The sequence below is a fragment of the Clostridium sp. LY3-2 genome (genome assembly GCF_024705715.1).
In the GTDB taxonomy this organism is placed as follows: Bacteria; Bacillota; Clostridia; order Clostridiales; family Clostridiaceae; genus Clostridium.
On the sequence record NZ_JAMDLQ010000022.1, the window covers coordinates 81,859 to 106,153 of the forward strand.

The 24,295-nt window shown below is 29.3% G+C and carries 18 protein-coding genes; 15 read left to right on the top strand and 3 right to left on the bottom strand.

The genetic code is table 11. The features are described 5' to 3' along the window. Positions 1-235 precede the first annotated feature (235 nt). From M4I33_RS07805 to M4I33_RS07815, 3 genes are all read left to right on the top strand, one after another. Positions 236-1,915, top strand: a complete 1,680-nt coding sequence (locus tag M4I33_RS07805) for a DUF6541 family protein (protein ID WP_257916263.1) — start codon at positions 236-238, stop codon at positions 1,913-1,915. A 169-nt stretch (positions 1,916-2,084) separates the two neighbouring features. Then, on the top strand, positions 2,085-3,158 hold the full coding sequence (locus tag M4I33_RS07810) for a mannose-1-phosphate guanylyltransferase (RefSeq protein WP_194191778.1): 1,074 nt from the start codon (positions 2,085-2,087) through the stop codon (positions 3,156-3,158). Between the two features lie 182 nt (positions 3,159-3,340). After that, positions 3,341-5,584 (top strand): glycoside hydrolase family 31 protein, encoded by a 2,244-nt coding sequence (locus tag M4I33_RS07815; RefSeq protein WP_257916264.1) that lies wholly within the window; start codon positions 3,341-3,343, stop codon positions 5,582-5,584. Between the two features lie 39 nt (positions 5,585-5,623). Here M4I33_RS07815 and M4I33_RS07820 read toward each other — a convergent pair whose 3' ends face one another. Both M4I33_RS07820 and M4I33_RS07825 read right to left on the bottom strand, forming a co-directional pair. Next, a complete protein-coding gene (locus M4I33_RS07820) occupies positions 5,624-6,925 on the bottom strand; it encodes a glycoside hydrolase family 125 protein (protein ID WP_257916265.1) in 1,302 nt (433 codons plus the stop codon). A gap of 21 nt (positions 6,926-6,946) precedes the next feature. Continuing rightward, positions 6,947-7,627 (bottom strand): YesL family protein, encoded by a 681-nt coding sequence (locus tag M4I33_RS07825; RefSeq protein ID WP_257916266.1) that lies wholly within the window; start codon positions 7,625-7,627, stop codon positions 6,947-6,949. A gap of 205 nt (positions 7,628-7,832) precedes the next feature. On the opposite strand from M4I33_RS07825, the gene M4I33_RS07830 reads away from it, so the two are divergent. From M4I33_RS07830 to M4I33_RS07880, 11 genes are all read left to right on the top strand, one after another. Further along, on the top strand, positions 7,833-9,560 hold the full coding sequence (locus tag M4I33_RS07830) for a sensor histidine kinase (RefSeq protein ID WP_257916267.1): 1,728 nt from the start codon (positions 7,833-7,835) through the stop codon (positions 9,558-9,560). Positions 9,561-9,565: 5 nt separating this feature from the next. Next, on the top strand, positions 9,566-11,086 hold the full coding sequence (locus tag M4I33_RS07835) for a response regulator transcription factor (protein WP_257916268.1): 1,521 nt from the start codon (positions 9,566-9,568) through the stop codon (positions 11,084-11,086). 219 nt (positions 11,087-11,305) lie between these two features. Further along, complete coding sequence (locus tag M4I33_RS07840; RefSeq protein WP_257916269.1) at positions 11,306-12,265, top strand: sugar ABC transporter permease; 960 nt, start codon at positions 11,306-11,308, stop codon at positions 12,263-12,265. 21 nt (positions 12,266-12,286) lie between these two features. Beyond that, on the top strand, positions 12,287-13,246 hold the full coding sequence (locus tag M4I33_RS07845) for a carbohydrate ABC transporter permease (RefSeq protein ID WP_257916270.1): 960 nt from the start codon (positions 12,287-12,289) through the stop codon (positions 13,244-13,246). Between the two features lie 54 nt (positions 13,247-13,300). Next, entirely contained in the window at positions 13,301-16,432 is a 3,132-nt protein-coding gene (locus M4I33_RS07850) for an alpha-mannosidase (RefSeq protein WP_257916271.1), read from the top strand. A gap of 82 nt (positions 16,433-16,514) precedes the next feature. After that, on the top strand, positions 16,515-18,311 hold the full coding sequence (locus tag M4I33_RS07855; protein ID WP_257916272.1) for a glycoside hydrolase family 20 zincin-like fold domain-containing protein: 1,797 nt from the start codon (positions 16,515-16,517) through the stop codon (positions 18,309-18,311). Between the two features lie 114 nt (positions 18,312-18,425). After that, on the top strand, positions 18,426-19,874 hold the full coding sequence (locus M4I33_RS07860) for an ABC transporter substrate-binding protein (protein ID WP_257916273.1): 1,449 nt from the start codon (positions 18,426-18,428) through the stop codon (positions 19,872-19,874). 150 nt (positions 19,875-20,024) lie between these two features. Then, complete coding sequence (locus tag M4I33_RS07865) at positions 20,025-20,510, top strand: hypothetical protein (protein ID WP_257916274.1); 486 nt, start codon at positions 20,025-20,027, stop codon at positions 20,508-20,510. Between the two features lie 16 nt (positions 20,511-20,526). Continuing rightward, entirely contained in the window at positions 20,527-21,633 is a 1,107-nt protein-coding gene (locus tag M4I33_RS07870; protein ID WP_257916275.1) for an ABC transporter ATP-binding protein, read from the top strand. A gap of 16 nt (positions 21,634-21,649) precedes the next feature. Then, positions 21,650-22,588: an ROK family protein gene (locus tag M4I33_RS07875; RefSeq protein ID WP_257916276.1), complete on the top strand. Its 939-nt coding sequence runs from the start codon at positions 21,650-21,652 to the stop codon at positions 22,586-22,588. Between the two features lie 272 nt (positions 22,589-22,860). Continuing rightward, positions 22,861-23,448, top strand: a complete 588-nt coding sequence (locus tag M4I33_RS07880; protein WP_257916277.1) for a zinc dependent phospholipase C family protein — start codon at positions 22,861-22,863, stop codon at positions 23,446-23,448. Between the two features lie 87 nt (positions 23,449-23,535). On the opposite strand, the gene M4I33_RS07885 is transcribed toward M4I33_RS07880, so the two are convergent. Further along, on the bottom strand, positions 23,536-23,760 hold the full coding sequence (locus M4I33_RS07885; RefSeq protein WP_257916278.1) for a DUF3892 domain-containing protein: 225 nt from the start codon (positions 23,758-23,760) through the stop codon (positions 23,536-23,538). Positions 23,761-23,938: 178 nt separating this feature from the next. Between M4I33_RS07885 and M4I33_RS07890 the strand changes: the two genes are divergently transcribed. Then, on the top strand, positions 23,939-24,292 hold the full coding sequence (locus tag M4I33_RS07890) for a metalloregulator ArsR/SmtB family transcription factor (RefSeq protein ID WP_257916279.1): 354 nt from the start codon (positions 23,939-23,941) through the stop codon (positions 24,290-24,292). The last annotated feature ends 3 nt before the right edge of the window (positions 24,293-24,295 follow it).

The window sequence follows — 24,295 nt, forward strand, 5'->3', positions numbered from 1 at the left end:
CTTTTAAATCAAAATTTAATATTTTTAATAGCAATTTTAACAAAAATGGTAGTAAAATATAATTTGTTTCTAAGGTTAAAGATAATAATGTGATTAAATAATTACCACTTTTATATTGTTATGGATATAAATATGAAATAATTTATAAGAGTAGGGGTATAATAAAATGTAGAGTTTTAAGACATTAAATCTTTAACTACAAATAAAAAATCAAAAATTTAGGAGGAAGACTTCTATGGAACAAAAGAAAAATAGTAAGGAAGGATTAATTATTTTATCTTTGATAATCCTTACTACTATTACAATCATTCCATTATTTAGTACACCTATTATAAGAGGGGATGATATATTTTTTCACCTTTTAAGAATAGAAGATATTAAAAATGGAATTTTAGGAGGCCAGTTTCCGGTACAGATAATGCCAGAATCGCTGTACGGGTATGGTTATGCAAATGGGATATTTTATCCTGATTTATTTTTATACTTTCCAGCACTTTTAAGAATTATGGGAGTAGACTTAAGAATTGCTTACGGGATATTTATGAGTCTTTGTACTTTTTTAGCTACTTTTTCTATGTATTTTTGTGTAAAGAAAATATTTAAAAATACAAACATAGCATTCTTTTCATCAGTGATTTATATTTTTGCACAATACAAAATAACAGACCTATACTTTAGGTCAGCTGTAGCTGAATATATCTCTTTTATATTTATTCCTATTATAATCTTAGGAGTTTACGAGCTTTTATATAGAGATTATAAAAAGTATTATATATTAGCTATAGGGATGAGCGCTGTAGTTTTAACTCACTTACTATCAGTTATAATGATAGCTTCTATGTGCGCACTTATTTACTTATTTAGTATCTTAAAAATAATAAAAGAGCCAAAGAGGCTAGGGTATTCTATAAGAGCTGCAGTTTTAACAGTTCTTTTAACAGCCTATTCTTGGATACCTATAATAGGGCAATTTTTAAATGGTAAGTTCAATTTAGAGGATGTAAAACCTTTTGCTTACGAAGACATAGTTAGTTTAAATGATATCTTTACTGTAAATAGAAATTCGAGATTTTTCGTTGGGATCATTTTCTCTTTATTAGTGCTACTTTATATAGGTGCAATTTTAAAGAAGAAAAATAATGGATTTGTATTTATACTTTTCTTAATAGGATTAGGTTCATTACTACTAACTATCGAAAACCCTATAGCAAAAGCGGTCTTTGAAAATATTAAAATTTTAGATAATGTACAATTTGCTTGGAGGTTTGGCCTTATAGCAACTCCACTTTTGGGGATTGTTTCAGGGTATAGTATAGGAGTTCTTATTCCAGATAGAACTAGAACTAAAACATTAATTTTAGTTTTATTAGTAATAACTTTAGGAGGAAACTTACTCCTTTATACTAAATACTACAAAAGAAAAAATATTGATTTTGATAACTTTACCTCTAAATACTCTAAGTATATAGGGGCAGGTGCAGAGTACCTTCCAGAGGGTGCTAGTGAAGACGATATAGCAAAAAAAGGTAACAAAGTAATAAGTAAAGATGCTACCTTTAAATACTCTAATTACAAGAAAAAAGGAGTTAAGATATCCTTTGACTTCAAAACAGAAAATGACAATACTATAGTAGATTTACCTCTGTTATATTATTACGGATACGATTATAAAATCATCCCAAAAGAAGGTAAAGCTATAAAAGGAAAAGTAGAAAAGAGCGAAGATTTATGCGTTAGAGTAGACCTTGGTAAAGTTAAATCAGGAACGCTTATAGTAGATTATAAAGGAACTTTCTATATGACTTTAGGAAACCTTATAACTTTAGCTACTATAATCTATATTATCTACTTTAGAATAAAAGATAAGAGAAATGGCAAGGTATCTTTTAAAAGAAATTCGAGAATATATAAGTAGATATATAATACAGGAAAAAATAAATTAAGTGATCTTAAAAAAATTCTATTAGCATTCTTAGCTAATAGAATTTTTTTTATAAATAAGACTTCTTATTTTAATATTTTGCACAAAGGGCAAAAAAGTAACATAGAATAAAGTGTAGTATTACATGGAGTTGAAAAAATACGTGATATACGGGCTTATTTTGGCTGGAGGGAAAGGGAGTAGACTCTATCCTTTATCAAGAGTAGAGAAACCAAAGCAATTTCTAAAAGTGATTAATGAGAAAAGCTTCCTTGTTAATACTGTAGAAAGAATAACTCCTTTAATTGAAAAAGAAAACATTTATGTAGTAACAAACAAAGATTACGAAGATCAAATCAAAGAGGATCTCAGTGATATTAATGAAAATAATATTATAACTGAGCCTATGAATAAGGAAACTGCAACATGTATAGGCTTATCTGCAGTTCGTCTTTTAAAAGAAGATAATGATGCTGTTATGGTTGTATTGCCATCAGATCATCATATAGAAAACGAGAAAGCTTATATCGAGACTCTATCACAAGCCGTAGATATGGCAAATAGGAGAAGATGTATAGTAACCTTAGGGATAGCCCCAACTAGACCCGAAACTGGGTATGGGTATATTGAGATGGGTGATAGAGTTAGTGGGATTCGAGCCGCTTATAAAGTTGCAAGGTTCACTGAAAAGCCAAACACAGATGTGGCAAAAGATTTCATTTATAAGGGAACTTATCTATGGAATTCAGGAATGTTTATATTTAGAGCTGATGTTATATTAAGAGAAATAGGAAAATATCTACCTGATATGTACAAATCTCTTATGGAAATATATAAACACATAGGGGAAGAGGATCAGGATGAAGTTATAGAAGAGGAATATAGAAAGATAAACGGTATATCTATAGACTTTGGAATTATGCAAAAAACTAGAAAAGCTTGTGTAATTCAATGTGACTTTGACTGGGATGATATAGGAAGCTTCTCAGCTTTAAGTAGATTTTTAGACAATAAAAAGGAGAGTAATAACGCAGTTTCAAATAATGTATATCTTGAAGAGTGTGAGAACTGTTCAGTTTTTGGAAACAAGAATCTGATTATAGGGCTCGGCATTAAAGATATCGTTGTTGTAGATGCAGGAGATGTTATTCTTGTTATGGATAGAAATAAAGACCAAGAGATAAAGCATTTGTTAAACAACTTAGAAAAGCAAGGAAAGTACTACAGATTTTTATAATGAGTGAAGATAAGGCTACTAAAACTTTAGTTTTAGTAGCCTTTCTTTTTGTGGTTTATTATAAGGAAAATGCAATAATTATATTTATAGTGGATAAAGTGTAGATACCCTTTTAAAGTGAGTGAAAGTGAGAGGTTTAGGTGCTAGAATAAGCTTGTAATTTAGTTAAAAGGAGAAGTGTTATGGGTGGGTTAAATTATAGAGAAACTCTAGATAAAAGGTATAAAAAATATAAAGGGGAACTTAGAATATTTGAAGGGTATGAAGCTTTAAATAACAAAGTTACCTTAAAGTTTAATGAAAAAGAATTAACTGTAGAATATATAAATAATTCTATAGTTAAGGTGTTTTTAGGTGAAAGAAATGAAGAGGAGATTTTAACTAATGCTGTTATATTAGATTCTTCAAAAAGAGAAATAATTAAAGTAGAAGAGACAAATGATAAAATAATTATTAAAGGAGAAAAGTTAGTCACAGAAGTGAACAAATTATCCACAGAAATCACCTTTTTAGATGTGAATAACAACATAATCTGTGAGGATTTTCAGCCTTCTTTTAAAGATGAAGAAGGAAATATATATATTTCAAAGGTTAATGATTCCCTTGCGTACTACGGTTTAGGTGAAAAAGGTGGAGAACTTAACAAAAAAGGAACTTATACAGAAAATTATAATACTGACGACCCTGAAACTACAGACGATTCAGTTATGTATTATAAAACTATTCCTTTTTACGTAGGGCTTAAAGAAAATAACTGTCACGGTATTTATTTTGATAATAGCTTTAGAAGCTATTATGATATGGGAAAAGAGTATGGAGATAGGATTTATTTTGGAGCAGTTGGAGGGCAGATAAGATATTATTTTATCTTAGGAGACGATATTAAAGATGTAGTAAAAGAGTATACAAGCCTTACAGGAAAGATGGATATGCCTCCTCTTTGGAGCTTAGGATATCAGCAAAATAGATTTAGTTATTTTTCTAAAGAAGAGGTTTATGATTTAGTTAATACTTTTAAAGAAAATGAAATTCCTTTAGATGTTATTTATTTAGATATAGATTATATGGATGGTTTTAGAGTTATGACTTTTAAAACTCCAAACTTTGAAAATGCAAAAAAACTTATAAAAGATTTAAAGGATATGGGGATTAAAACTGTAACTATATTAGACCCTGGAGTAAAGGTTGATGAAAATTATGATATCTACAAAAGTGGAAAACTTTTAAATCATTTTACTAAAAAATCAGACGGGGAAACTTTTGTTGGTGCAGTTTGGCCTGGAGATAGCGTTTTTCCTGATTTCTCTAATGAAAAATGCAGAACTTGGTGGAAAGAAAACCTTAAAAAGTTTATTAGTGAAAATGATATAGCTGGGATTTGGAACGATATGAACGAACCTTGCGTCTTTAATAACGATCACAAAACTATGCTTGAAAGCTGCATTCATAACAGTGACTTTGGAGTTATAGAACACAAGGAGTTTCATAATAGATACGGCTTTGAAATGAGTAGGTGCTCTTTTGAAGCTCAAAGAGAATTAGATAATAATAAGCGTGGATTTTCTATGACTCGTGCAACTTTTTCAGGGGGTCAGAGATACTCTTCAGTTTGGACTGGGGATAATATGAGCCTTTGGAGTCAGATGAGGATGTCTATAGTTATGAATTCTAACTTAGGGATAAGTGGTTTTTCTTTTGCTTCTAATGATGTAGGTGGATTTGGGTTAGATTGCGAGGAAGAGTTATTTATAAGGTGGATGGAGATAGGAGCATTTTTACCTATCTTTAGAAATCACTCTAATATGTATACAAGGCGTCAAGAACCGTGGGCTTTTGGAAAGAGAGCTTTAGATATATCTAAAAAGTTTATAAATTTAAGATACGAACTTATGCCTTATATTTATAACTTATTTTTTGAATCACATAAAGATGGTTTACCTGTGTTTAGACCTTTAGTTATGGAATATAAAGATGATATAAATGTTTATAATTTAAAAGAAGAGTTTATGCTAGGGGATAGCATATTAGTATCACCAGTTTTAGTAAAAGGTGAAAGAAGCAAAGTAGTATATTTACCTAAAGGTAATTGGTATAATTACTTTACAAATGAAAAGTTTGAAGGAAGTAAAAGATATAAGTTTAAATGTGATTTAGACGAAACTTTAGTCTTTGTGAGAGAAGGAAGTATAATACCAGTCTTTTTAGAAAAGTACACTACTACAGAAAAAAGACCAAGCAAAGTAACTTTTAAGGTTTATGGAGAAAACTCTAAAGGTTATTATTACTTTGATGACGGAGAAACTCTAGATTATAAAAAAGGTAAATACAACCTTTCTAAGATAAATATTAAAGGTGAAGAAATAAATATTGAATATTTAAATAAAGGATTAGAGGAAACGGAAAAAGAGTTTATCTTTATTAAATAAATTTAAAGAGGAATGCAAAAATTGCATTCCTCCTTTATTTTAAAGTTCTATTTTTTTAACTACTAATGTTTCGTATATAAAATGCGCAAATAGAGAGTTTGACCAAGCAAACCAATCACGAGTAAATTCATTTGAGTTATCTACGTTAAAACCTTCATGCATAAAGCCTGTACCTGCATCTGTAGAAATAAGAGTATTTACTAAATCTTTAATTTCTTCTTCATCGTTACTTGTAATTCCTTGCATTGATAAAGCTATATGCCAGATATATCTCTCTGGTGTATGAGGACTTCCGATTCCTTTAGCTACTTTTCCTTCGTAGTAAAAAGGATTATTTTTGCTTAAGATAAACTTCCTAGTGTTTTTATAAAGCTCACTATTTGAATCTTCAAATTCTATATAAGGAATTGATAAAAGGCTTGGAACGTTAGCATCATCCATAAAGTTATGATTACCTAAGCCATCTACTTCGTAAGCGTAAATAGCAGAAAACTCTTCATTTTTAACTACGCCATATTCTTTTATTCCTTTTAAAATTTCAGACCTTAGCTTTTTAGCACGGTTTTCTAACTCTTCGTCTTTGTAGATCTCTTTTGCTATTTCTTCAACGTATCTTAAAGCTACAGAAGCAAACATATTAGCTGGAACTAAGTAACCAAACTCACAAGCATCGTCGCTAGGTCTAAATCCTGACCAAGTCATACCAGTATAAGAAACAGGAGTTCCAAGTCCGTTATTACAAAGAGTATCTGTTTTAGAGCAGTTTAATCTTTGGAAAGAGTAGTCAGACTTTTTAGAGTGATCTTGTTCTACTATCCAAAGGTCTATTATCATATTTAAAACCTTTTTGATTTTGTCATTAAAAAATGATGAATCATTTGATTCTTTGTAGTATTTATATATTAAACGGATAGGGTAGCAAAGAGAATCTATTTCGTATTTTCTTTCCCAAACCCAAGGGCTGTCTTTTGTTATATCGTTGTCCCACTTTTGACCGTTAGGCTCTTTATTAAAAGCATTCGCATAAGGGTCTATTAAGATACAATCCATTTGTCTATTTATAAGTCCCTTAAAAAGTTCTTTTAAACAGTCATTATCTTTTACAAAAGGAAGGTAATGCTCTATTTGAGAAGTTGAATCTCTAAGCCACATTGCAGGGATATCTCCAGTTATTACAAATGTGTCGTCTTTTTCAATACTTACAGTAGTTTCTATAGTATTTATAAAGCAGTTATAAAATATATTTTTAAGCTTTTCATCTTTAATATTTGATGATATATCTTTTCCTATATTTCTTATAGTTTCTTTTATATTTGTAAGTTTAGTGTTTGTCTCGTTCATAAGTACCTCCAAAGTTTTATGTTAACTATTATTTTTTGAAATCTGTTCTAATTCATGAATTAAAGCTCTATTAAAAAATATTATTGCAAAAGCAAAAATGCTTATTATAAATAAAGACATAGTTGCAGGTGAAATCTCAAATAAGATAAGAGCTACAACAAAAAGTAGTATGTTTGTTATAGTTATTATCGGTCTAGTAAAGGTTAGTATAAATGAAGTCCTTAAAATATCTAAAGGTTTCATAGAAAACCTACTAATTAAGATATAGATATAAGGAGTAGCTGCAAAAACTAAAATTAAGATTGCAGAAAAAATACAAACTAAAATTATGCTCTTATAAATTGAAGTAAAGAACTGAATGTTTGAATAAAGAGCTAGTATTATTAAAAGCTCTGGTATCCAAATCTTTAAAGATGGAACAAAGTTAAGTTTTATTCCTTTTTTAAAGTCAGAAAAAGGTTCTAAATCCTTACTAAATACAAGCCTTCTCATGCAATATAAAAGTGCAGTGAAAGCTGGTGCAGCTGGAATTAAACAAAGTAAAAATAATGGAAAGTAGTTAAACATGTTGCTTATTCCAACAAATATGAAAAATAATATAACAGGTATATTAAAAATCATAAAAAATAAATTAAGTATAAAGAACCAAAAAATATAATTGAAAGTATCAAATATTTTATCTAAATTAAATATCTCTTGCATAAATTATCCCCTCGCCTTGAAAATGTTTACTTTTGATAACTATAGTATAAGTTATAATTCAAACTTTAATGAACTTTTTATACATAAAGTTAGAATAAATACACTAAAAATATAATATTTCCCATAAAAAAATCTTTTAACCTTAGGCTCGTTATGGTTAAATATAGGTGGTAAGGGAATAAAGGGACGGGGAGTTTAATTAAATATGAAAAAATCAATGATTTACAAAAGATTATTTTTAATCTATATGGGTGTAATTATTATACTTGTAGGAGCTTTAGATATATTTTTTATAGATAGAGTTAAAAGAAGTATATTACAAAGTAAGATGTATATTAATGAAAAGGTGACTTATGATGTTAACGATGAGCTAAATAAGATAGTGAATTCAACTAACTTTATAACTAAGATGATGTATAACGATTCATTTGTACTTAACGATATAATTCACTTTTTAAAGACTGATTTAGTTACTTATTCAAAAGATAAGCTTAATAAATTTTCAGAAAGTGAAGAGCATTTTTATAGGGGAATAGAATTCTTTACAATGAATGCGTTTACTTCGAATGAGAATTTAGAAACTATATCATTTATAAGTTACGGTAAAGAAGAAGTTAGAAATTTTAATAGAAGAAATCAAATTTCAGTAGAAAAGTTACCAAAGCTATTAAAAAATAATAGTGATAAATTATCAGATGCTTATTTTGATAAAAACACTATAAGCTTTGTTAGAAAGATAAGGGATTCTAGAAATTTAGAAGATAGAGGCTCTATAGTACTAACTTATAACTTAAATGAAATAGATAAAGTTATGAAAAAATATAATGGTGAGCATGATATTTTGATTTTAGACCCTAGTGGAAATTCAGTATATAACTCAAAAGGAGATTATAAGTACGAGCCTTATGAGTATTTTGAAAAGATAGAGGAAAGTGAGGATATTATTAATTTAGAACAAAAATATTATATAAGTAAAACTAAAGGAAATAGCGATTTACTTATAGTTTCTAAATTTAAAAAAAGTGGGGTTAAGGTTCCGACTCAATACATACATTCACTTATAATAGTAGATATTATATTACTAATTATTTCTATAGGAATAGTAATTTCAAAATTAAGAAAGTTTAGTGATAGAACAGATAGGATATTAATCGCTATGGAAAGCGTTAAAAGCGGAAAGCTAGACGTAGAGATACCGATTAGTTCAAAAGATGAAAATGATGAAATTAAATATATATCAAAAAACTTTAATGATATGTGTAAAGAGCTAAATGAAAATATAGAAAAGAGTTATAGGGCTGAACTTAATCAAAAGAAAGCTGAGATGGTAGCACTTCAAAACCAAATAAATCCGCACTTTTTATATAACACTTTAGAAGGTATAAGGATGAAAGCTATCTGTAATGGGGACAGAGAAGTTTCTAAGATGCTTTATACTTTAGCATTTTTATTTAGAAAGCAAGTAAAAGATAAGAGTGTAATTCTTTTAAAGGATGAACTTGAATATTGCACTAAATATATTGAAATCTTTAAATTTAGATATGAAGATAGTTTTGACTTTGAGATAGATTGTGATGAGGAAGTTTTAAATAATGAGGTAGTAAAATTTACTCTTCAGCCTATTATAGAGAATTATTTTGTTCACGGGATAAGGCTAGATAGGGAAGATAATTTACTGAAAATAGATATTAAAAGATATGGGGAAAACATTTTAATATCTGTTATAGATAATGGGAATGGGATAAGCGATGAGAAGCTTGAAGAACTAAATAATAGTTTAAGAAATAGAACTTACAAAGGGAAATCTATAGGACTTACAAACGCTAACGAAAGAATAGTTATAGCCTATGGAGAAGAATATGGTATAGGATTTGAAAAAAATAAGGGACAAGGGGTAATGGTAGTTGTAAAACTTCCATTTAGAGAGGAGTAAATTTTATGTATAAAGTTATGCTTGTTGATGATGAGAAATTAATAACAGAGGGACTTAAAAATTTAATCGATTGGGAAAAGTTAAATTTAGAGGTTGTAGCTACTGCAAATAATGGAGAGGAAGCTTTAAGAAAACTTAAAGAAGAAAAAGTACACATAGTTATAACAGATATTAATATGCCAGTTATGACAGGGCTTGATTTAATAAAGGAAGTTAAAGGGAAAGATAATAAAACAAACTTTATAATTTTAAGTGGATATGATGAATTTTCTTATGCAAAGAAAGCTATCGAGTATGGGGTTGATAGTTATATTTTAAAGCCAATTGACGAAGAGGAATTAGAAAAAACATTAATAAAACTTTTAGCTAGAATTGAAAAGAGCAAAAAAGAAAAGAAGGATGTTTTATATAAAAACACAAAATTACTTCAATTTATAAACGGAAAGATAAATAAAGAAGAGATTTTAAAAATTGAAGATGAATTAAATATTCCTTTAAGGGGTAAGAGCTATACAGTTAGTAGCATAATTTTAAACAAGAAAAACGAAGATGGAAAATATATAAATATAGATGAAATAATAGAAGAATATAGCGGTAAAAACTACGAACTGCTTCATAAGTTTGACGGGCAAACTATCCTTATAAATTCATGGGATTTAGATGTTAAAAATGAAGATATTTTAAAGTATTTTAATTTTATAAAGGATAAGCTTATAGAAAAGATAGAAGGTGATGTTTTTATAGCTGTAGGTGATGTAACAAAAGATATAGATCTACTAAAAAACAGCTTAAATTCATCTAACAAATTAAAAAAATATATCCTAACAGAAGGAACAAATATTTGTTTAACTTCAGAGGATGTAACAAATATAAAAGATTATAAAACTAATTTTTCAAAGGAAATAGAAAGATTAAACAAGATTATAATAGAGAAAGACGGAAGCGGGGCAAAGATGTTTTTAGAGGGGCTTATTGATGATATAGCTTTAACTCCTAAAAATATTTATGACTTATCTATAAGGGTAGTTATGCTTATAGATAAGATATCAGACGAATTTAAGGTAGATAAAAAATACGTAAAAGATAGCTTAAGTTCAAATATAGTAGAACTTTGCAGCGAAAGTACAAGAGATAGCATAAAAGCCTTTTTAGTATCAGAAATAGAAGAACTTATAAGCGTTATGTATTCTACTACAAAAAGGTACAGTCCTGTAGTTTCTCAAATAGTAAGCAATATAGAAGAGAGGTATTCAGAAGAACTTAGCCTTAAAACTTTAGCTTACCAGTATAATATAAACAGCTCTTACTTAGGTAGAATTTTTACAAAAGAAGTAGGGATGTCTTTTTCAGATTACTTAAACAAAGTAAAAAATACTAAGGCAAAAGAGCTTATTTTAGAGACAAATATGAAAATAAACGATATAGCAAAAGCTATAGGATACACTGATACTAGCTACTTCTACAGGAAGTTTAAAAAGTATTATGGTATCTGCCCGTCAACTCTTAGAGAAATGAAAAATTACTAATTATAAAGCTTTTTAAGATATTTAAAGGTATCTTAAAAAGCTTTTTTTTATTTATTAAAACAAATTATATAGAGTTTAAAGGGGAAATTTTAAGTGAAAAAATCATTTATGTAATTTGTACAGTAAATCTAGATTTATTCAACTTTCGAGGTAAATAGTGGGTATGATATATTTAAATTGACTTAGGGAACGTTTACAAGTGAAAGAGGGGGAGAATCTATGGAAAATGTAAAGAATTTAAATATTAAGAAAAAGCCTTCAAGGCTTCAAAGATTAAAAGCGAATAAAGAATTATTATTTTTAACATTACCAGGAACAATATGGTTTATATTATTTGCATATTTACCTATGTTTGGGGTTTTAATAGCATTTAAAGAGTGGAGAATCCACGGAGGGTTCTTTGAAAGTTTATTTAAAAGTGAGTGGGTTGGATTTAAGAACTTTGAATTCTTATTTCAAAGTAGTGACGCTTGGTTAATTACAAGAAATACTATCCTTTATAATATAGTATTTATTATTTTAGGAATAGTATTACCAGTAACTTTAGCACTTTTCTTAAAGGAATTATTAAATAAGAAGTTATCAAAATTCTATCAAAGTTCAATGTTTTTACCATACTTCTTATCTTGGGTTATAGTAAGTTATTGCTTATTTGCATTCTTAAGCCCAGATAAAGGTTATATGAATACAATCTTAGAGGCTTTAGGAAAAGAAAATGTGTCTTGGTACACAGAGCCTAAGTTTTGGCCATTTATAATAATCTTTATGAGTCAATGGAAGGGTGTAGGATATGGAACAGTAGTTTACCTTGCATCTATCTGCGGTATAGATAAATCTTACTACGAAGCAGCTATGATAGACGGTGCTACTAAGTGGCAACAAGTTAAATACATCACATTACCATTACTTAAACCAGTAATGATAATAATGTTTATAACAGCTGTCGGAGGAATGTTTAGATCAGACTTTGGATTATTCTATCAATTACCTAAAAATTCAGGAGCTTTATATCCAGTTACAAATGTTATAGATACTTACGTTTATAGAGGACTTACAAACCTTGGAAACATAGGAATGAGTTCAGCTGCAGCGTTATATCAATCGTTTGTAGGATTAATACTAATATTAGTTACTAATGGAATCGTTAGAAAAGTTGACAACGAAAATGCATTCTTCTAGGTTATGGGGGTTTAAAAAATTATGGAGAAACTAAAAAAACTATTTAAAAGTAAAAATAAAAACCAAAGTGATGCAGATGGAGTAAATAAATTTAACTCTATATCAAAGAAAACAAACTTTGGATTAAATATATTATTTGCAGCACTTGCAGCACTTTGTATATTACCGTTTATATTTGTTCTTATTATATCTCTTACAAGTGAGCAATCGCTTAGACTTAATGGATATAGATTTTGGCCAGACGAGTGGAGCTTAGAAGCGTATAGATATATCTTCACATCTGGAGACCAAATTTTAAGGTCTTACGGAATAACAATTACAGTTACTATTCTTGGAACATTAATAGGACTAGCTATTATGACAACTTATGCTTACGCATTATCTAGAAAAACATTTGCATATAGAAAGTTTTTTACAAAACTGATCTTTATACCGATGTTATTTTCAGGGGGAATGGTAGCGTCTTATATGGTTGTTACTAGATTCTTAGATTTAAAAAATACTATTTGGGCTCTTATAATTCCGATTTGTGTAAGCTCATTTAACATCATAATATTAAGAACGTTTTTTAAAACGACAGTACCAGACTCAATAGTAGAGTCAGCTAAGATAGATGGAGCATCAGAACTTAAGTTATTTTTAAAGATAATACGTCCGATATCACTTCCAGCTATAGCGACTATAGCACTATTTTTAACATTAGGATATTGGAACGATTGGTTTAACGCAATGCTTTATATAGATAAAGATAGCTTAATACCGCTTCAATATTTACTAATTAGGATAGAGACATCCATGGAGTTCTTAGTAAATAACGCATCTTCATTAGGATCAAGTGCGGCAGAAGCTGCATCAAAACTTCCAACTGAAACAGCAAAGATGGCGATAGTTGTAATAACTACACTTCCTATAATTTTTGCATATCCATTCTTCCAAAAATACTTTGTAAGTGGATTAACAGTTGGAGCTGTAAAAGAATAATAAATATTAAAAATAATATAGCTAATTGATTTATGAAAGGTAAGGGACAAAATTATGTATTATTTATTAGAAAGAATTGATAAAACTTGTGGGGAAATTGCAAAGCATGTTTATAGAGATGAGATATGCTTAGAAAATTATAAATATATAGATGGAAATTATCACAATATTGATTTAATTAAAGAAGTAGATGAAAGCGAATTTAGAGAATTTAAAACAGGGGATCTTTGGGGAGGAAAAGACTGCCACGGGTGGTTCAAATGCTCAGTTGAAGTTCCAGAAAGCTTTGAAGGGAAGACTATAGCTTTAAACTTCCACACTTTTGATGAAGGTTGGGATGCTACAAACCCTCAATTTATTCTTTATGTAAATGGAGAGCAAATCCAAGGAGTAGATATAAATCACAGAGAAATAATTTTAACTCATAACGCAAAAGCTAACGAGAAATACGAAATAGACTTACACGCTTACGCTGGAATGCTTGCAGACAAAAAGGCAACACTTCACGGAAAACTTGTAGTTATAGATATGCCTGCAAGAGAGTTATATTGGAATTTAAAAGTTCCAGTTGACGTTTGCAAAGAATTAGAAAAAGAAGATAAAAACAGAATAGATATGATAACTGTTTTAAACGACGCTATAAACTTAATCGATTTAAGAAGACCTAAATCAGAAGAATACGATGAAAGTGTAAGAATCGCAAACGAGTTTTTAAACGATAAGTTCTACGGAGAACTTTGTGGTCACGAAGATGTAGTTGCAACTTGCGTAGGTCACACTCATATAGACGTAGCTTGGCTTTGGACTGTAGCTCAAACTAGAGAAAAGGTTGCTAGAAGTTTCTCAACTGTCTTAAAGCTTATGGAAGAATACCCAGAGTATATCTTTATGTCAAGCCAACCTCAATTATATAAATTCTTAAAAGAGGACCACCCAGGAATTTATGAGAAGGTTAAAGAAAAGGTTAAAGAAGGAGTTTGGGAACCAGAAGGTGCTATGTGGCTAGAAGCTGACTGTAACGTAACTTCAGGTGAATCATTAGTAAGACAAATATTACACGGAAAAAGATTCTTTAAAGAAGAGTTTAATGTAGATAATAAGATTTTATGGTTACCAGATGTATTTGGATATTCAGCTGCACTTCCTCAAATCTTAAAAAAATCAGATGTAGATTACTTTATGACAACTAAGATAGCTTGGAACCAATTTAATAAGATTCCAAACGACACATTTATGTGGAGAGGGATTGATGGTTCAGAAGTATTAACTCACTTTATAACAACTACAGGACCAGGACAAGAAAAAGAATCACACTTTACAACTTATAACGGACACATCCAACCAGATGCAATAATGGGAGCTTGGAGAAGATACCAAAACAAAAATATAAATAACGACGTATTAGTTTCTTTCGGATGGGGAGACGGTGGCGGTGGAGCTACTTTAGAAATGCTTGAAAACGGAAGAAGACTTGCAAAAGGAATTCCAGGTGCGCCAAGAGTAAAAATGGGTACATCTTTAGATTACTTCAAAAGATTAGAAGAAAAAGTTTCAGGAAATAAGAAGTTACCAAAGTGGGTAGGAGAGCTATACCTTGAGTACCACAGAGGAACTTACACTTCAATGGCTAGAAATAAGAGAGATAATAGAATTTGTGAAAATGTATTTACAGCAGCAGAAAAATTAAACTCTATGTCTATGTTACTTGGAGGAGCATACCCTTACAAATGCATAAAAGATTCTTGGGAAACTATATTATTAAATCAATTCCACGATATAATCCCAGGTTCATCTATAAAAGAAGTTTATGATGTAACAGAGGTTGAATATAAAAAATTAATAGAAGACGGAAAAGAGTTAGTAGGGGAAGGTTTAGGAAATATCGCAAGAAATATAGACTTAAAAGACAGAAGCGTTGTAGTATCAAACACTCTAGGGTTTGAAAGAGACGATATAGCAACATTTGATATTCCAGAAGATATAGAAAACCCTGCAGTTTTAGATGAAGATTTAGAAGAATTAGTTTGTCAAAAGATAGAAGGAAATAAAGCTATATTCTTTGCAAAAGGAATACCAGCAAACGGACACAAATCATTTAAAATAATAGAAAAGACTAAGAATATAGCAGAAGATGTAGAACTTTCAAAAGATTTTGCAGAAAATAAATTCTTCAAAATAAAGTTTGATGAAAAAGGACAAATAAAATCATTTATAAATAAAAAAGCTAACAGAGAAATCTTAAAGCATTCTGAAGTTTTAAACGAGATCCAAGCTTTTGAAGATAAGCCAATGTGCTTTGATAACTGGGATATAGATATCTACTTTAAAGAAAAGATGTGGAAGATAGATGACGTTCAAAGTATGGAAGTTATAGAAAAAGGTCCTGTTAGAAGCACTTTAAAGATAGAAAGAAAGTTCTTAGAATCTAAAATCATTCAAAAAGTATATATCTATAACGATTTAGAAAGAGTAGATTTTGATACTTACGTAGATTGGAAAGAAAAAGACATAGTAGTTAAGGCTGCATTCCCAGTTGATGTAAACACTAAAGAAGCTACTTTTGAAATTCAATATGGAAACGTAACTAGACCTACTCACAACAACACTTCATGGGATGTTGCAAGCTTTGAAGTTTGTGGACACAAATGGGTAGATTTATCAGAAGGAGATTTTGGAGTTTCACTTTTAAATAACTCAAAATACGGTCACGATATAAAAGATGGAAATATGAGATTAACATTATTAAAATCATCTTGCGATCCAAACCCAGATGCTGATAAAGAAGAGCACTTCTTCACTTACTCACTTTATGCACACGAAGGGACATTTAAAGAAGCTAAAACAACTAACAAAGCATACGAGTTAAACACACCTTTATTTGCAACTGTTGAAGAAGCGCATGAAGGAAAATTAGAAAGTAAATTAAGCTTAGCTAAAGTTGATAAAGACAACGTTATGATAGAAGTAATCAAAAAAGCTGAGGATTCAGACCATTTAATTATTAGAATGTATGAATTCAATAACAAGAGAACAAACGTAAACTTAGAGTTCTTTAAAGATATAGAAGAAATTTTTGAATGTAACTTACTTGAAAGAGATTTAGAAGAGATCACTCCTTCTAAAAACAAGATTGGATTTACTATAAAACCTTATGAAATCAAAACATTCAAATTCAAATTAAAATAATATAGTTAAATTTTTAGAAGTATTTACTATTTTTGTAGTAAATACTTCTCTTTATATATAAAAGAAGGGAGATAAAAAAATTATGTATTTAATACCAAAACCTAAAAGTTATAAAGAGTTTAAAGGAAATTTTAAGATAAGAAGGGGGATGGATATAGTTATAAGTTCTAATTCTAGCTTTGAAGAACTAGATTCTGCAATCATTCTTCAAAAAGAGATATTAGAAAGGTTCGGATTTAAATTAAACATTAGAAAAAGCTTTAAGGAGTTTGAGAATTCTATAGCTTTAATAAGAGATGACTCTTTAAAAGATGAAAGCTATAAGCTAACTGTAGAGGAAGAAAAGATAAAGCTTATAGGAAAAGGCGGAAGTGGTGTATTTTACGGAGTTCAAACTTTAATTCAGTTAATAAGAAGAGATGGAGCTTTCTTAAAGTGCTTAGAGATTTTAGATGAGCCTTATTTTAAAAATAGAGGGTATTTTTACGACGTTACTAGAGGGAAGGTTCCAAAGCTTAAAACACTTAAGGAACTTATAGATAAAGCAGCATTTTATAAAATAAATCAAATCCAGCTTTATATAGAGCATAGCTTTGCCTTTAAGGGTATGAGTGAAGTTTGGTTAAACAAAGATCCTATAACTCCTGAAGAGATTTTATTATTAGATAGTTATGCAAGAAAGAGACACGTAGAATTAGTTCCAGCTCTTGCAACCTTTGGTCACCTTTACGAAGTTTTAAGAACAAAGACATATGAAAAGTTATGTGAACTAGAAAACAAAAATATAGACGAATTTTCGTTTTTTGAGAGGATGGCTCACCACACTTTAAACGTAAGTAATGAAGAAAGCATAAAATTAGTTGAAAATATGATAGAAGAATTTATTCCGCTATTTACATCAGAAAAGTTTAATATCTGCTGTGATGAAACTTTTGATTTAGGAAAAGGAAGAAGCAAAGATCTAGCTAGCAATAGTGAAGAAGGAAGGCTGTATGTTGACTTTTTAAATAAAGTTATATATATAGTTAAAAAGCATAATAAGAAAGTCTTGTTTTGGGGTGATGTTATAGTAAATCACAAAGAACTTTTAAGTGAAATACCAGAAGATGTTGTTTGTTTAAATTGGAATTATTCAAAAGATGCTACAGAAGATAGCACAAAGGTTATAGCAGAAAGTAATAGAGAACTTTATTTATGCCCTGGAGTTTGTGGTTGGAATAAGCTTATGAATTTAATAGATAATAGCTTAGAAAATATTTATAAAATGGTAAGTTACGCGAAAAAGTATAAAGGTATAGGGGTTTTGAATACAGACTGGGGAGACTTTGGTCACATAAACCTTTTTGCAAATTCTATAGTAGGACTTGCCTATGGGGGAAGCTTATCTTGGAACCCTAATGTAGATAGAGAATTTAATAAATTCTATGAAGAGATATCTTTAATAGAGTTTGGAGATAAAACTAAAACCTTAGTAAAACTTTTAGAGACGCTTTCAAAATGTCAAAAGGTAAGCTTTGAAGAAATAGTTAGGTTTAAAGAATTTAATAATGAAATAGTAAATATTGATATAGAATTTTTAAAAGAAGATTTTAAAAATTCTAAGTTAATAGGTGAAAAAATTCAAGATTTAGCTTTAGAAGTTTCAAGTAAAAGGGATATGCAAGAATTTATTATTTCTTCAAGAGGTGTAGTTTTAATAAACGAATTCTTTATAAAGATTAAAGAAGATAGTAGTGATAAAAAAGAATTAGCTTTAAAGATTGAAGAGTGGTTTTATGATTATATGAGGGTTTGGAGAGATAGAAATAAGGAGAGTGAACTATACAGATTAAGGGAAGTTATAGAGTATTTGTGCAGTTATTTAAGGAGTGATAATTAGAAAGTGGATTTATTTAAGTAAATGTTGAAAATGTCCACTATAAAAGAAAATTACCATAATCTATAATTAAATTGTAAACGTTATTAATAAAGATTGGGAAGGGGAATTATAGATATGAAATTTAAAAAGATTGTTGCTATTGCAGCTTGTGCAATGCTTACTGCTACAACTATTTTAACAGGATGCGGAAACTCAAATTCTGCTGCTGGAAAAGGAAAAGACGATGTAACTACTTTAACTTGGTACTCAATAGGGAAAGAGCCAACAGATTTAAAATTAGTAGTTGACGAAGCTAATAAATATTTAGAAGAAAAGATAAATGTAAATTTAGACATGAAATTTATAGACTTTGGAGATTACAACCAAAAGATGTCTGTAATAATAAACTCAGGAGAAGATTACGATTTAGCATTCACTTGCTCTTGGGCTGGAGATTACTTAGGAAATGCTAGAAAAGGAGCATTCTTAGAATTAGATTCATATTTAGATAATCAAGGAAAAGATATGAAAACTGCAATAGACCAAAGATTCTGGGATGGAGCTAAAGTAGATGGAAAAACATATGCAGTTCCAAACCAAAAAGAACTTGGGGTTGCACCTATGTGGGTATTTACTAAGGAATATGTTGATAAATACAAAATACCTTATGAAGACCTTCATACTTTAGAAGACTTAGAGCCATGGCTAAAAGTAATAAAAGAAAAAGAGCCAGGAGTTACACCTTTATATATAACTAAAGGATTCTCATTTACAACATTCTTCGATCAATTAGTAGACCCAGCTGGTATCTTATTAACAGATAAAGGCTTAAAGATTCAAAACATGTTCGAAACTGAAGAAATGAAAAAGACTTTAGAAACTTTAAGAAGATTCTACAAAGAAGGATATATAAACGCTGACTCAGCAACAGCTCAAGATGATAAGACAGTTAAAAGATTTGTAACTAAAGGGGATGGACAACCTTATGCAGATACTCTTTGGTCAAAGACTTTAGGTAAAAAAGTTGTTTCATCAACTATAACTGATACTTGGATAACTAACGGTTCAACTACAGGTTCAATGATAGCTGTTTCAAAGAACTCTAAAAATCCAGAAAAAGCAGTTGAATTCTTAAATCTTTTAAATACAGATGCAAAATTAAGAAATCTTTTAAACTACGGTATTGAAGGAACTCACTATGAAAAAGTTTCTGATAACCAAATCAAATTAATCGATGCAGAAAAGAAAAAATATGATGTTCCATACTTTGCTATGGGTAACTTATTTATAACTGATGTTTTACATGAAGAGCCTAAAGACAAATGGGCAGCTTTTGAAAAATTCAATGATGATGCTAAGGTTTCACCAGCATTAGGATTTAAATTTAATACTGAAAAAGTAACTAACGAAATAGCAGCTATAAACAATGTTTTAGAAGAGTTTAAAGCTACACTTTACAGTGGATCAGTAGATGTTGATGATTATTTAGGTAAATTAAACGCTAAGTTAAAAGAGCAAGGATTAGATAAAGTATTACAAGAGATGCAATCTCAACTTGATGAGTGGAAAAAGACTCAAAAATAATTTTTAAATTAAAGGGATGCTTAGCTTAAAGGTTAAGCATCCCATTATAAAAAGATAATACATAAACAAAAATATAAATTTGGAAATAAACTTTTATTTAAAGTTATATATAGATCTTAAAACTAAGGTAAAAGGGAGAAGGGGTAGAGTATGGATATTTTCTATGAGCAATTTATTACTAAGGATTACGGGGATATACAAAAAAAGTTTCAAAGTGTTAGAAATACTTTAGTAGTTCTAGCTATGATTTCAGCAATTTTTGTTGGAACGTTTGGAGTTGTAACTTTCTTAATGGGATATGTAATACTTGGGCTTATAGCAAGAAATCTTTTTTTAGAGTATGAATACGAGATAACTGAAAATGAATTAGTTATAACAAAGATAATGAATAAGAAAAAAAGAAAAGTTATAACTACATTAAATATAGAAAAACTAGTAAATGCTTATAGTTTAGAAGAAGCAAATAATAAAAATATAAGGGTAGTAAATGCTTGTATAGAAGATGATAAAAGATTAAAAGAAAAAATTTTAGTTATAAATAGAGACTCAAAGCTTGTGGGGTTTAGAGTAGCTATGGATAAAAAACTATTATCTATATGCAGAAAGTTAAATCCGGTGTGTTTTAACAGTTTATAAAAGGGAGGAAGCAAAAATGGCAGGTTTAGTATTAAAAAATATCGATAAAATGTATGAGAATGGGTTTAAAGCAGTAAATGATTTTAACTTAGAAATAGAGGATAAGGAATTTATAGTATTTGTAGGACCATCAGGGTGTGGGAAATCTACTACTTTAAGAATGATAGCAGGACTTGAAGAAATTTCAGGGGGAGAGTTATATATAGGTGATAGATTAGTTAATGATGTAGCACCAAAGGATAGAGATATAGCTATGGTATTCCAAAACTATGCATTATATCCTCATATGACAGTATATGATAATATGGCATTTGGTTTAAAACTTAGAAAAATGCCAAAAGAAGAAATAGAGAAAAAGGTAAGAAATGCAGCAAGAATTCTTGATATAGAACATCTTTTAGATAGAAAACCTAAAGCATTATCAGGAGGACAAAGACAAAGGGTTGCTATGGGAAGAGCTATAGTTAGACATCCTAAAGTATTCTTAATGGATGAACCTTTATCAAACTTAGATGCAAAACTTAGAGTTCAAATGAGAACAGAGATAGCAAAGCTTTATAAAGAACTTAAAACTACATTTATATATGTAACTCACGACCAAACAGAAGCTATGACTCTTGGAACTAGAATAGTAGTTATGAGAGATGGACTTATTCAACAAGTTGCAAGTCCTAAAGAAATATATGAAAACCCAGCTAATATGTTTGTTGCAGGATTTATAGGAAGTCCTCAAATGAATACTTTCTATGGAACAACTTACGAAAAAGAAGGAAAAGTTTTCTTAAAAATGTTAGATAAAGAAGTTGAGGTTCCTAAAGATAAGGCAGATATTCTTAGAGAAAAGGATCATGCAAACGCTGAAGTTATAGTAGGGATAAGACCTGAAAACATAAGCTGTAAAAAAGCAGATGTAGATAAGGCTGATGTAGTATTTGAATCAGAAATAGAAGTATCAGAAAACTTAGGTGCAGAAACTTTCCTTTACTTAAAAGCAGAAGGAAGACAACTTATAATTAAAACTGCAACAGCAGAGAATTTAAATACTAAAGGTAGCCTAAGATATATAATGGATTTAAATAAATTACACATCTTTAATAAAGAAGAGCAATATACAGTTTTCTAAATAAAGGGGATTAAACATGGAAAAGTTATTTATAGGGATAGATTTAGGTGGAACTAAAATATATTCAGCCCTTGCAGATAAGTCAGGAGAAATACTAAAAGAAATAGTAGTTAAAACTGAAGCTTTTAAGGGAGCTGATTCGATAGTTGGAAAAATTAAAGATAGTATAAGCTACTTACTAGAAGATATAGATAAAGAAAGAGTAGTAGCTATAGGGATAGGTTCTCCAGGGCCTTTAGATGTAAAAAATGGTCTTATTGCAGAACCAGCTAATTTGCCTTTTAAAAATTATAATATAGTAAAAGAATTAGAAGATGCTTTTAAAATTTCAGTTTATTTAGATAACGATGCAAACGTAGCTACTTTAGCAGAGCACAGGTTTGGAGCTGGAATAAACACTGAAAATATGGTATACGTAACTGTAAGTACTGGAATTGGGGGAGGTGCTATATTAAATGGTAAAATATATAGAGGTAGCACTTCAAACGCTTTAGAAGTAGGACATACAACTGTAAGCACTAGAGGAAGAAGGTGTGGCTGTGGAAACAGAGGCTGCGTAGAATCTTTATCTTCAGGAACTGCAATTTCAAATTTAGCAAATGAAGCTCTAAAAAGCAGAGTAAAAACTTCTTTAAGAGAATATGATGAAGTAACAGCAAAAGTCTTTAAAGAAGCTAAAAATGGTGATAGATTATCAAAAGAAATCTTAAAAGAATCTCTTTCTTACTTAGGAGTAGCTGTTTCAAATTATGCAAATATATTTGATCCAGATATGATAGTAATAGGTGGCGGTATTTCAAATGAGTGGGATATCCTATCTGAAAGTATAAAAGAAGAGATGGAAAAGAGATGCTTAAGTACTATTTTAAATAACTGTAAGATAGTTAAAGCAAAGCTTGACGGAAAGTCAGGAGTGCTTGGTGCTATTGCACTTGCAATAACAAAAATGGATTAAAAATTATTTAAATAAAAATTGGGCTATACTAAATATGTATAGTCCAATTTTATTAATTTGAAGTCATATGTAAAATTTATTTATTAATTTGGTTAATTTAATAAAAATAATTTGAAAAATTCAAATATAAGACTATAATTAATTTATTGGAATAAATTTAAAGATATAGGCAAAAAATTTAAATTAGCCAAGAAAACAAACTACTTTAAAAATTAAGTTTATAGTAGAATTATTATAAATTCACTTAAATATTATAAGGAAGTGATGTTAAGATGATGGCAGGCACACATAAGCTTATCGCTACAAACATCTATAACAATTTTGATATTGATAAGCAAATGTTTGTAAGCAAGAGATCTTATATATGGGGCAATATAAAGCCAGATTATATATCAAAATACAAGTTAAAAAAGCATTATTTTAATGAAAGTATAGATATGATTATTGAAATAATAGAAACTTTATCAGAACTTTCAATAGACGAGATTAGAAATGATATAGGAATTGGGAAATTTAGTGCAGCACTAGGAGTAGCAACTCATTTTATATGTGATTATTACTGCTTAGCTCATTATGAGAGATGGGAATTTAAAAACGCTATTAAAAAGCACGTGACGTATGAAAGAGAATTATCTAAAATAGCTAAAAGCTACGAACTTAAAAACCTTTCTTGTTTAACGCATAAAGGAATCGAGATAAATAGAATTAGAGATTTTATAGATACGACTTTAGAACTTTATTCAAAAGATCCTGGAACAGAAAGTGATTTAAACTTTGCATATTACGTAAGTAACACAATAATAAACGTTATATTAGATAATATAATTGAAAACAGTGTAAAAATAGCAGAAGCTATTTAAAAAGATGTTGAACTTTTAAAGTTCAACATCTTTTTTTATAAAATAAGAAATTAAATTATATAGAGCAGAGTGCTAAAAAGCTATCTATTATGAATGTATAACAACAACAGGCAAGTCTTTTAAGTTTTTATCGTAAGGTGCAAGGCCTACGCTTCCATCAAAGTTATTTATAAGTGTTACGTTAGTGATTTCGCCAGACTTAGTCATATCAACAGCAGCGGTCTTATCGATTTGGTGACCGTTTGATAATTCATAACCTACGATTCTTCCCCCTTGTTTAACAAGCTTAGTTATTTTAAGATTTTTTTCCATTAAAAAGACCTCCAAAAGAATATTTAATATAAATAATTAATAATATGTTTAGTAAACATAATTTCAATATTATCATTCGTAAAATAATTATAAATTATTCAGATTTAAAGTTGACAAAATTACTAAACAATCATACAATGAACATATGAACAATCATTCATATGAAAAGAGGGATTTTATGAAAGAAGCAGATAGATGTAACTGTAATGTCATTCACGAAGAAGTAGTGAATGAAGTTAAAGATAAACTTCCAAAAGAAGAAACATTATACGATTTAGCAGAACTTTTTAAAGTTTTTGGAGATACAACTAGAATTAAAATTATTTGCGCACTTTACGAAGCTGAGATGTGCGTTTGTGATTTAGCAGTACTTTTAAATATGACTCAATCAGCTATATCACATCAGTTAAGAACGTTAAAAGCTAACAGGTTAGTTAAATTTAGAAGAGCTGGAAAAGTAGTATATTACTCACTTGATGACGAGCATATCATGAAAATATTTAATCAAGGATTAGACCACGTAAGTGAATAAAGG

Bases quoted from the DNA above. Each gene is read 5' to 3' on its own strand.
- M4I33_RS07805 (WP_257916263.1), top strand. From the start codon at position 236: ATGGAACAAAAGAAAAATAGTAAGGAAGGATTAATTATTTTATCTTTG.
- M4I33_RS07815 (WP_257916264.1), top strand. From the start codon at position 3,341: ATGGGTGGGTTAAATTATAGAGAAACTCTAGATAAAAGGTATAAAAAA.
- M4I33_RS07820 (WP_257916265.1), bottom strand. From the start codon at position 6,925: ATGAACGAGACAAACACTAAACTTACAAATATAAAAGAAACTATAAGA.
- M4I33_RS07825 (WP_257916266.1), bottom strand. From the start codon at position 7,627: ATGCAAGAGATATTTAATTTAGATAAAATATTTGATACTTTCAATTAT.
- M4I33_RS07830 (WP_257916267.1), top strand. From the start codon at position 7,833: ATGAAAAAATCAATGATTTACAAAAGATTATTTTTAATCTATATGGGT.
- M4I33_RS07835 (WP_257916268.1), top strand. From the start codon at position 9,566: ATGTATAAAGTTATGCTTGTTGATGATGAGAAATTAATAACAGAGGGA.
- M4I33_RS07840 (WP_257916269.1), top strand. From the start codon at position 11,306: ATGGAAAATGTAAAGAATTTAAATATTAAGAAAAAGCCTTCAAGGCTT.
- M4I33_RS07845 (WP_257916270.1), top strand. From the start codon at position 12,287: ATGGAGAAACTAAAAAAACTATTTAAAAGTAAAAATAAAAACCAAAGT.
- M4I33_RS07850 (WP_257916271.1), top strand. From the start codon at position 13,301: ATGTATTATTTATTAGAAAGAATTGATAAAACTTGTGGGGAAATTGCA.
- M4I33_RS07855 (WP_257916272.1), top strand. From the start codon at position 16,515: ATGTATTTAATACCAAAACCTAAAAGTTATAAAGAGTTTAAAGGAAAT.
- M4I33_RS07860 (WP_257916273.1), top strand. From the start codon at position 18,426: ATGAAATTTAAAAAGATTGTTGCTATTGCAGCTTGTGCAATGCTTACT.
- M4I33_RS07865 (WP_257916274.1), top strand. From the start codon at position 20,025: ATGGATATTTTCTATGAGCAATTTATTACTAAGGATTACGGGGATATA.
- M4I33_RS07870 (WP_257916275.1), top strand. From the start codon at position 20,527: ATGGCAGGTTTAGTATTAAAAAATATCGATAAAATGTATGAGAATGGG.
- M4I33_RS07875 (WP_257916276.1), top strand. From the start codon at position 21,650: ATGGAAAAGTTATTTATAGGGATAGATTTAGGTGGAACTAAAATATAT.
- M4I33_RS07880 (WP_257916277.1), top strand. From the start codon at position 22,861: ATGATGGCAGGCACACATAAGCTTATCGCTACAAACATCTATAACAAT.
- M4I33_RS07885 (WP_257916278.1), bottom strand. From the start codon at position 23,760: ATGGAAAAAAATCTTAAAATAACTAAGCTTGTTAAACAAGGGGGAAGA.
- M4I33_RS07890 (WP_257916279.1), top strand. From the start codon at position 23,939: ATGAAAGAAGCAGATAGATGTAACTGTAATGTCATTCACGAAGAAGTA.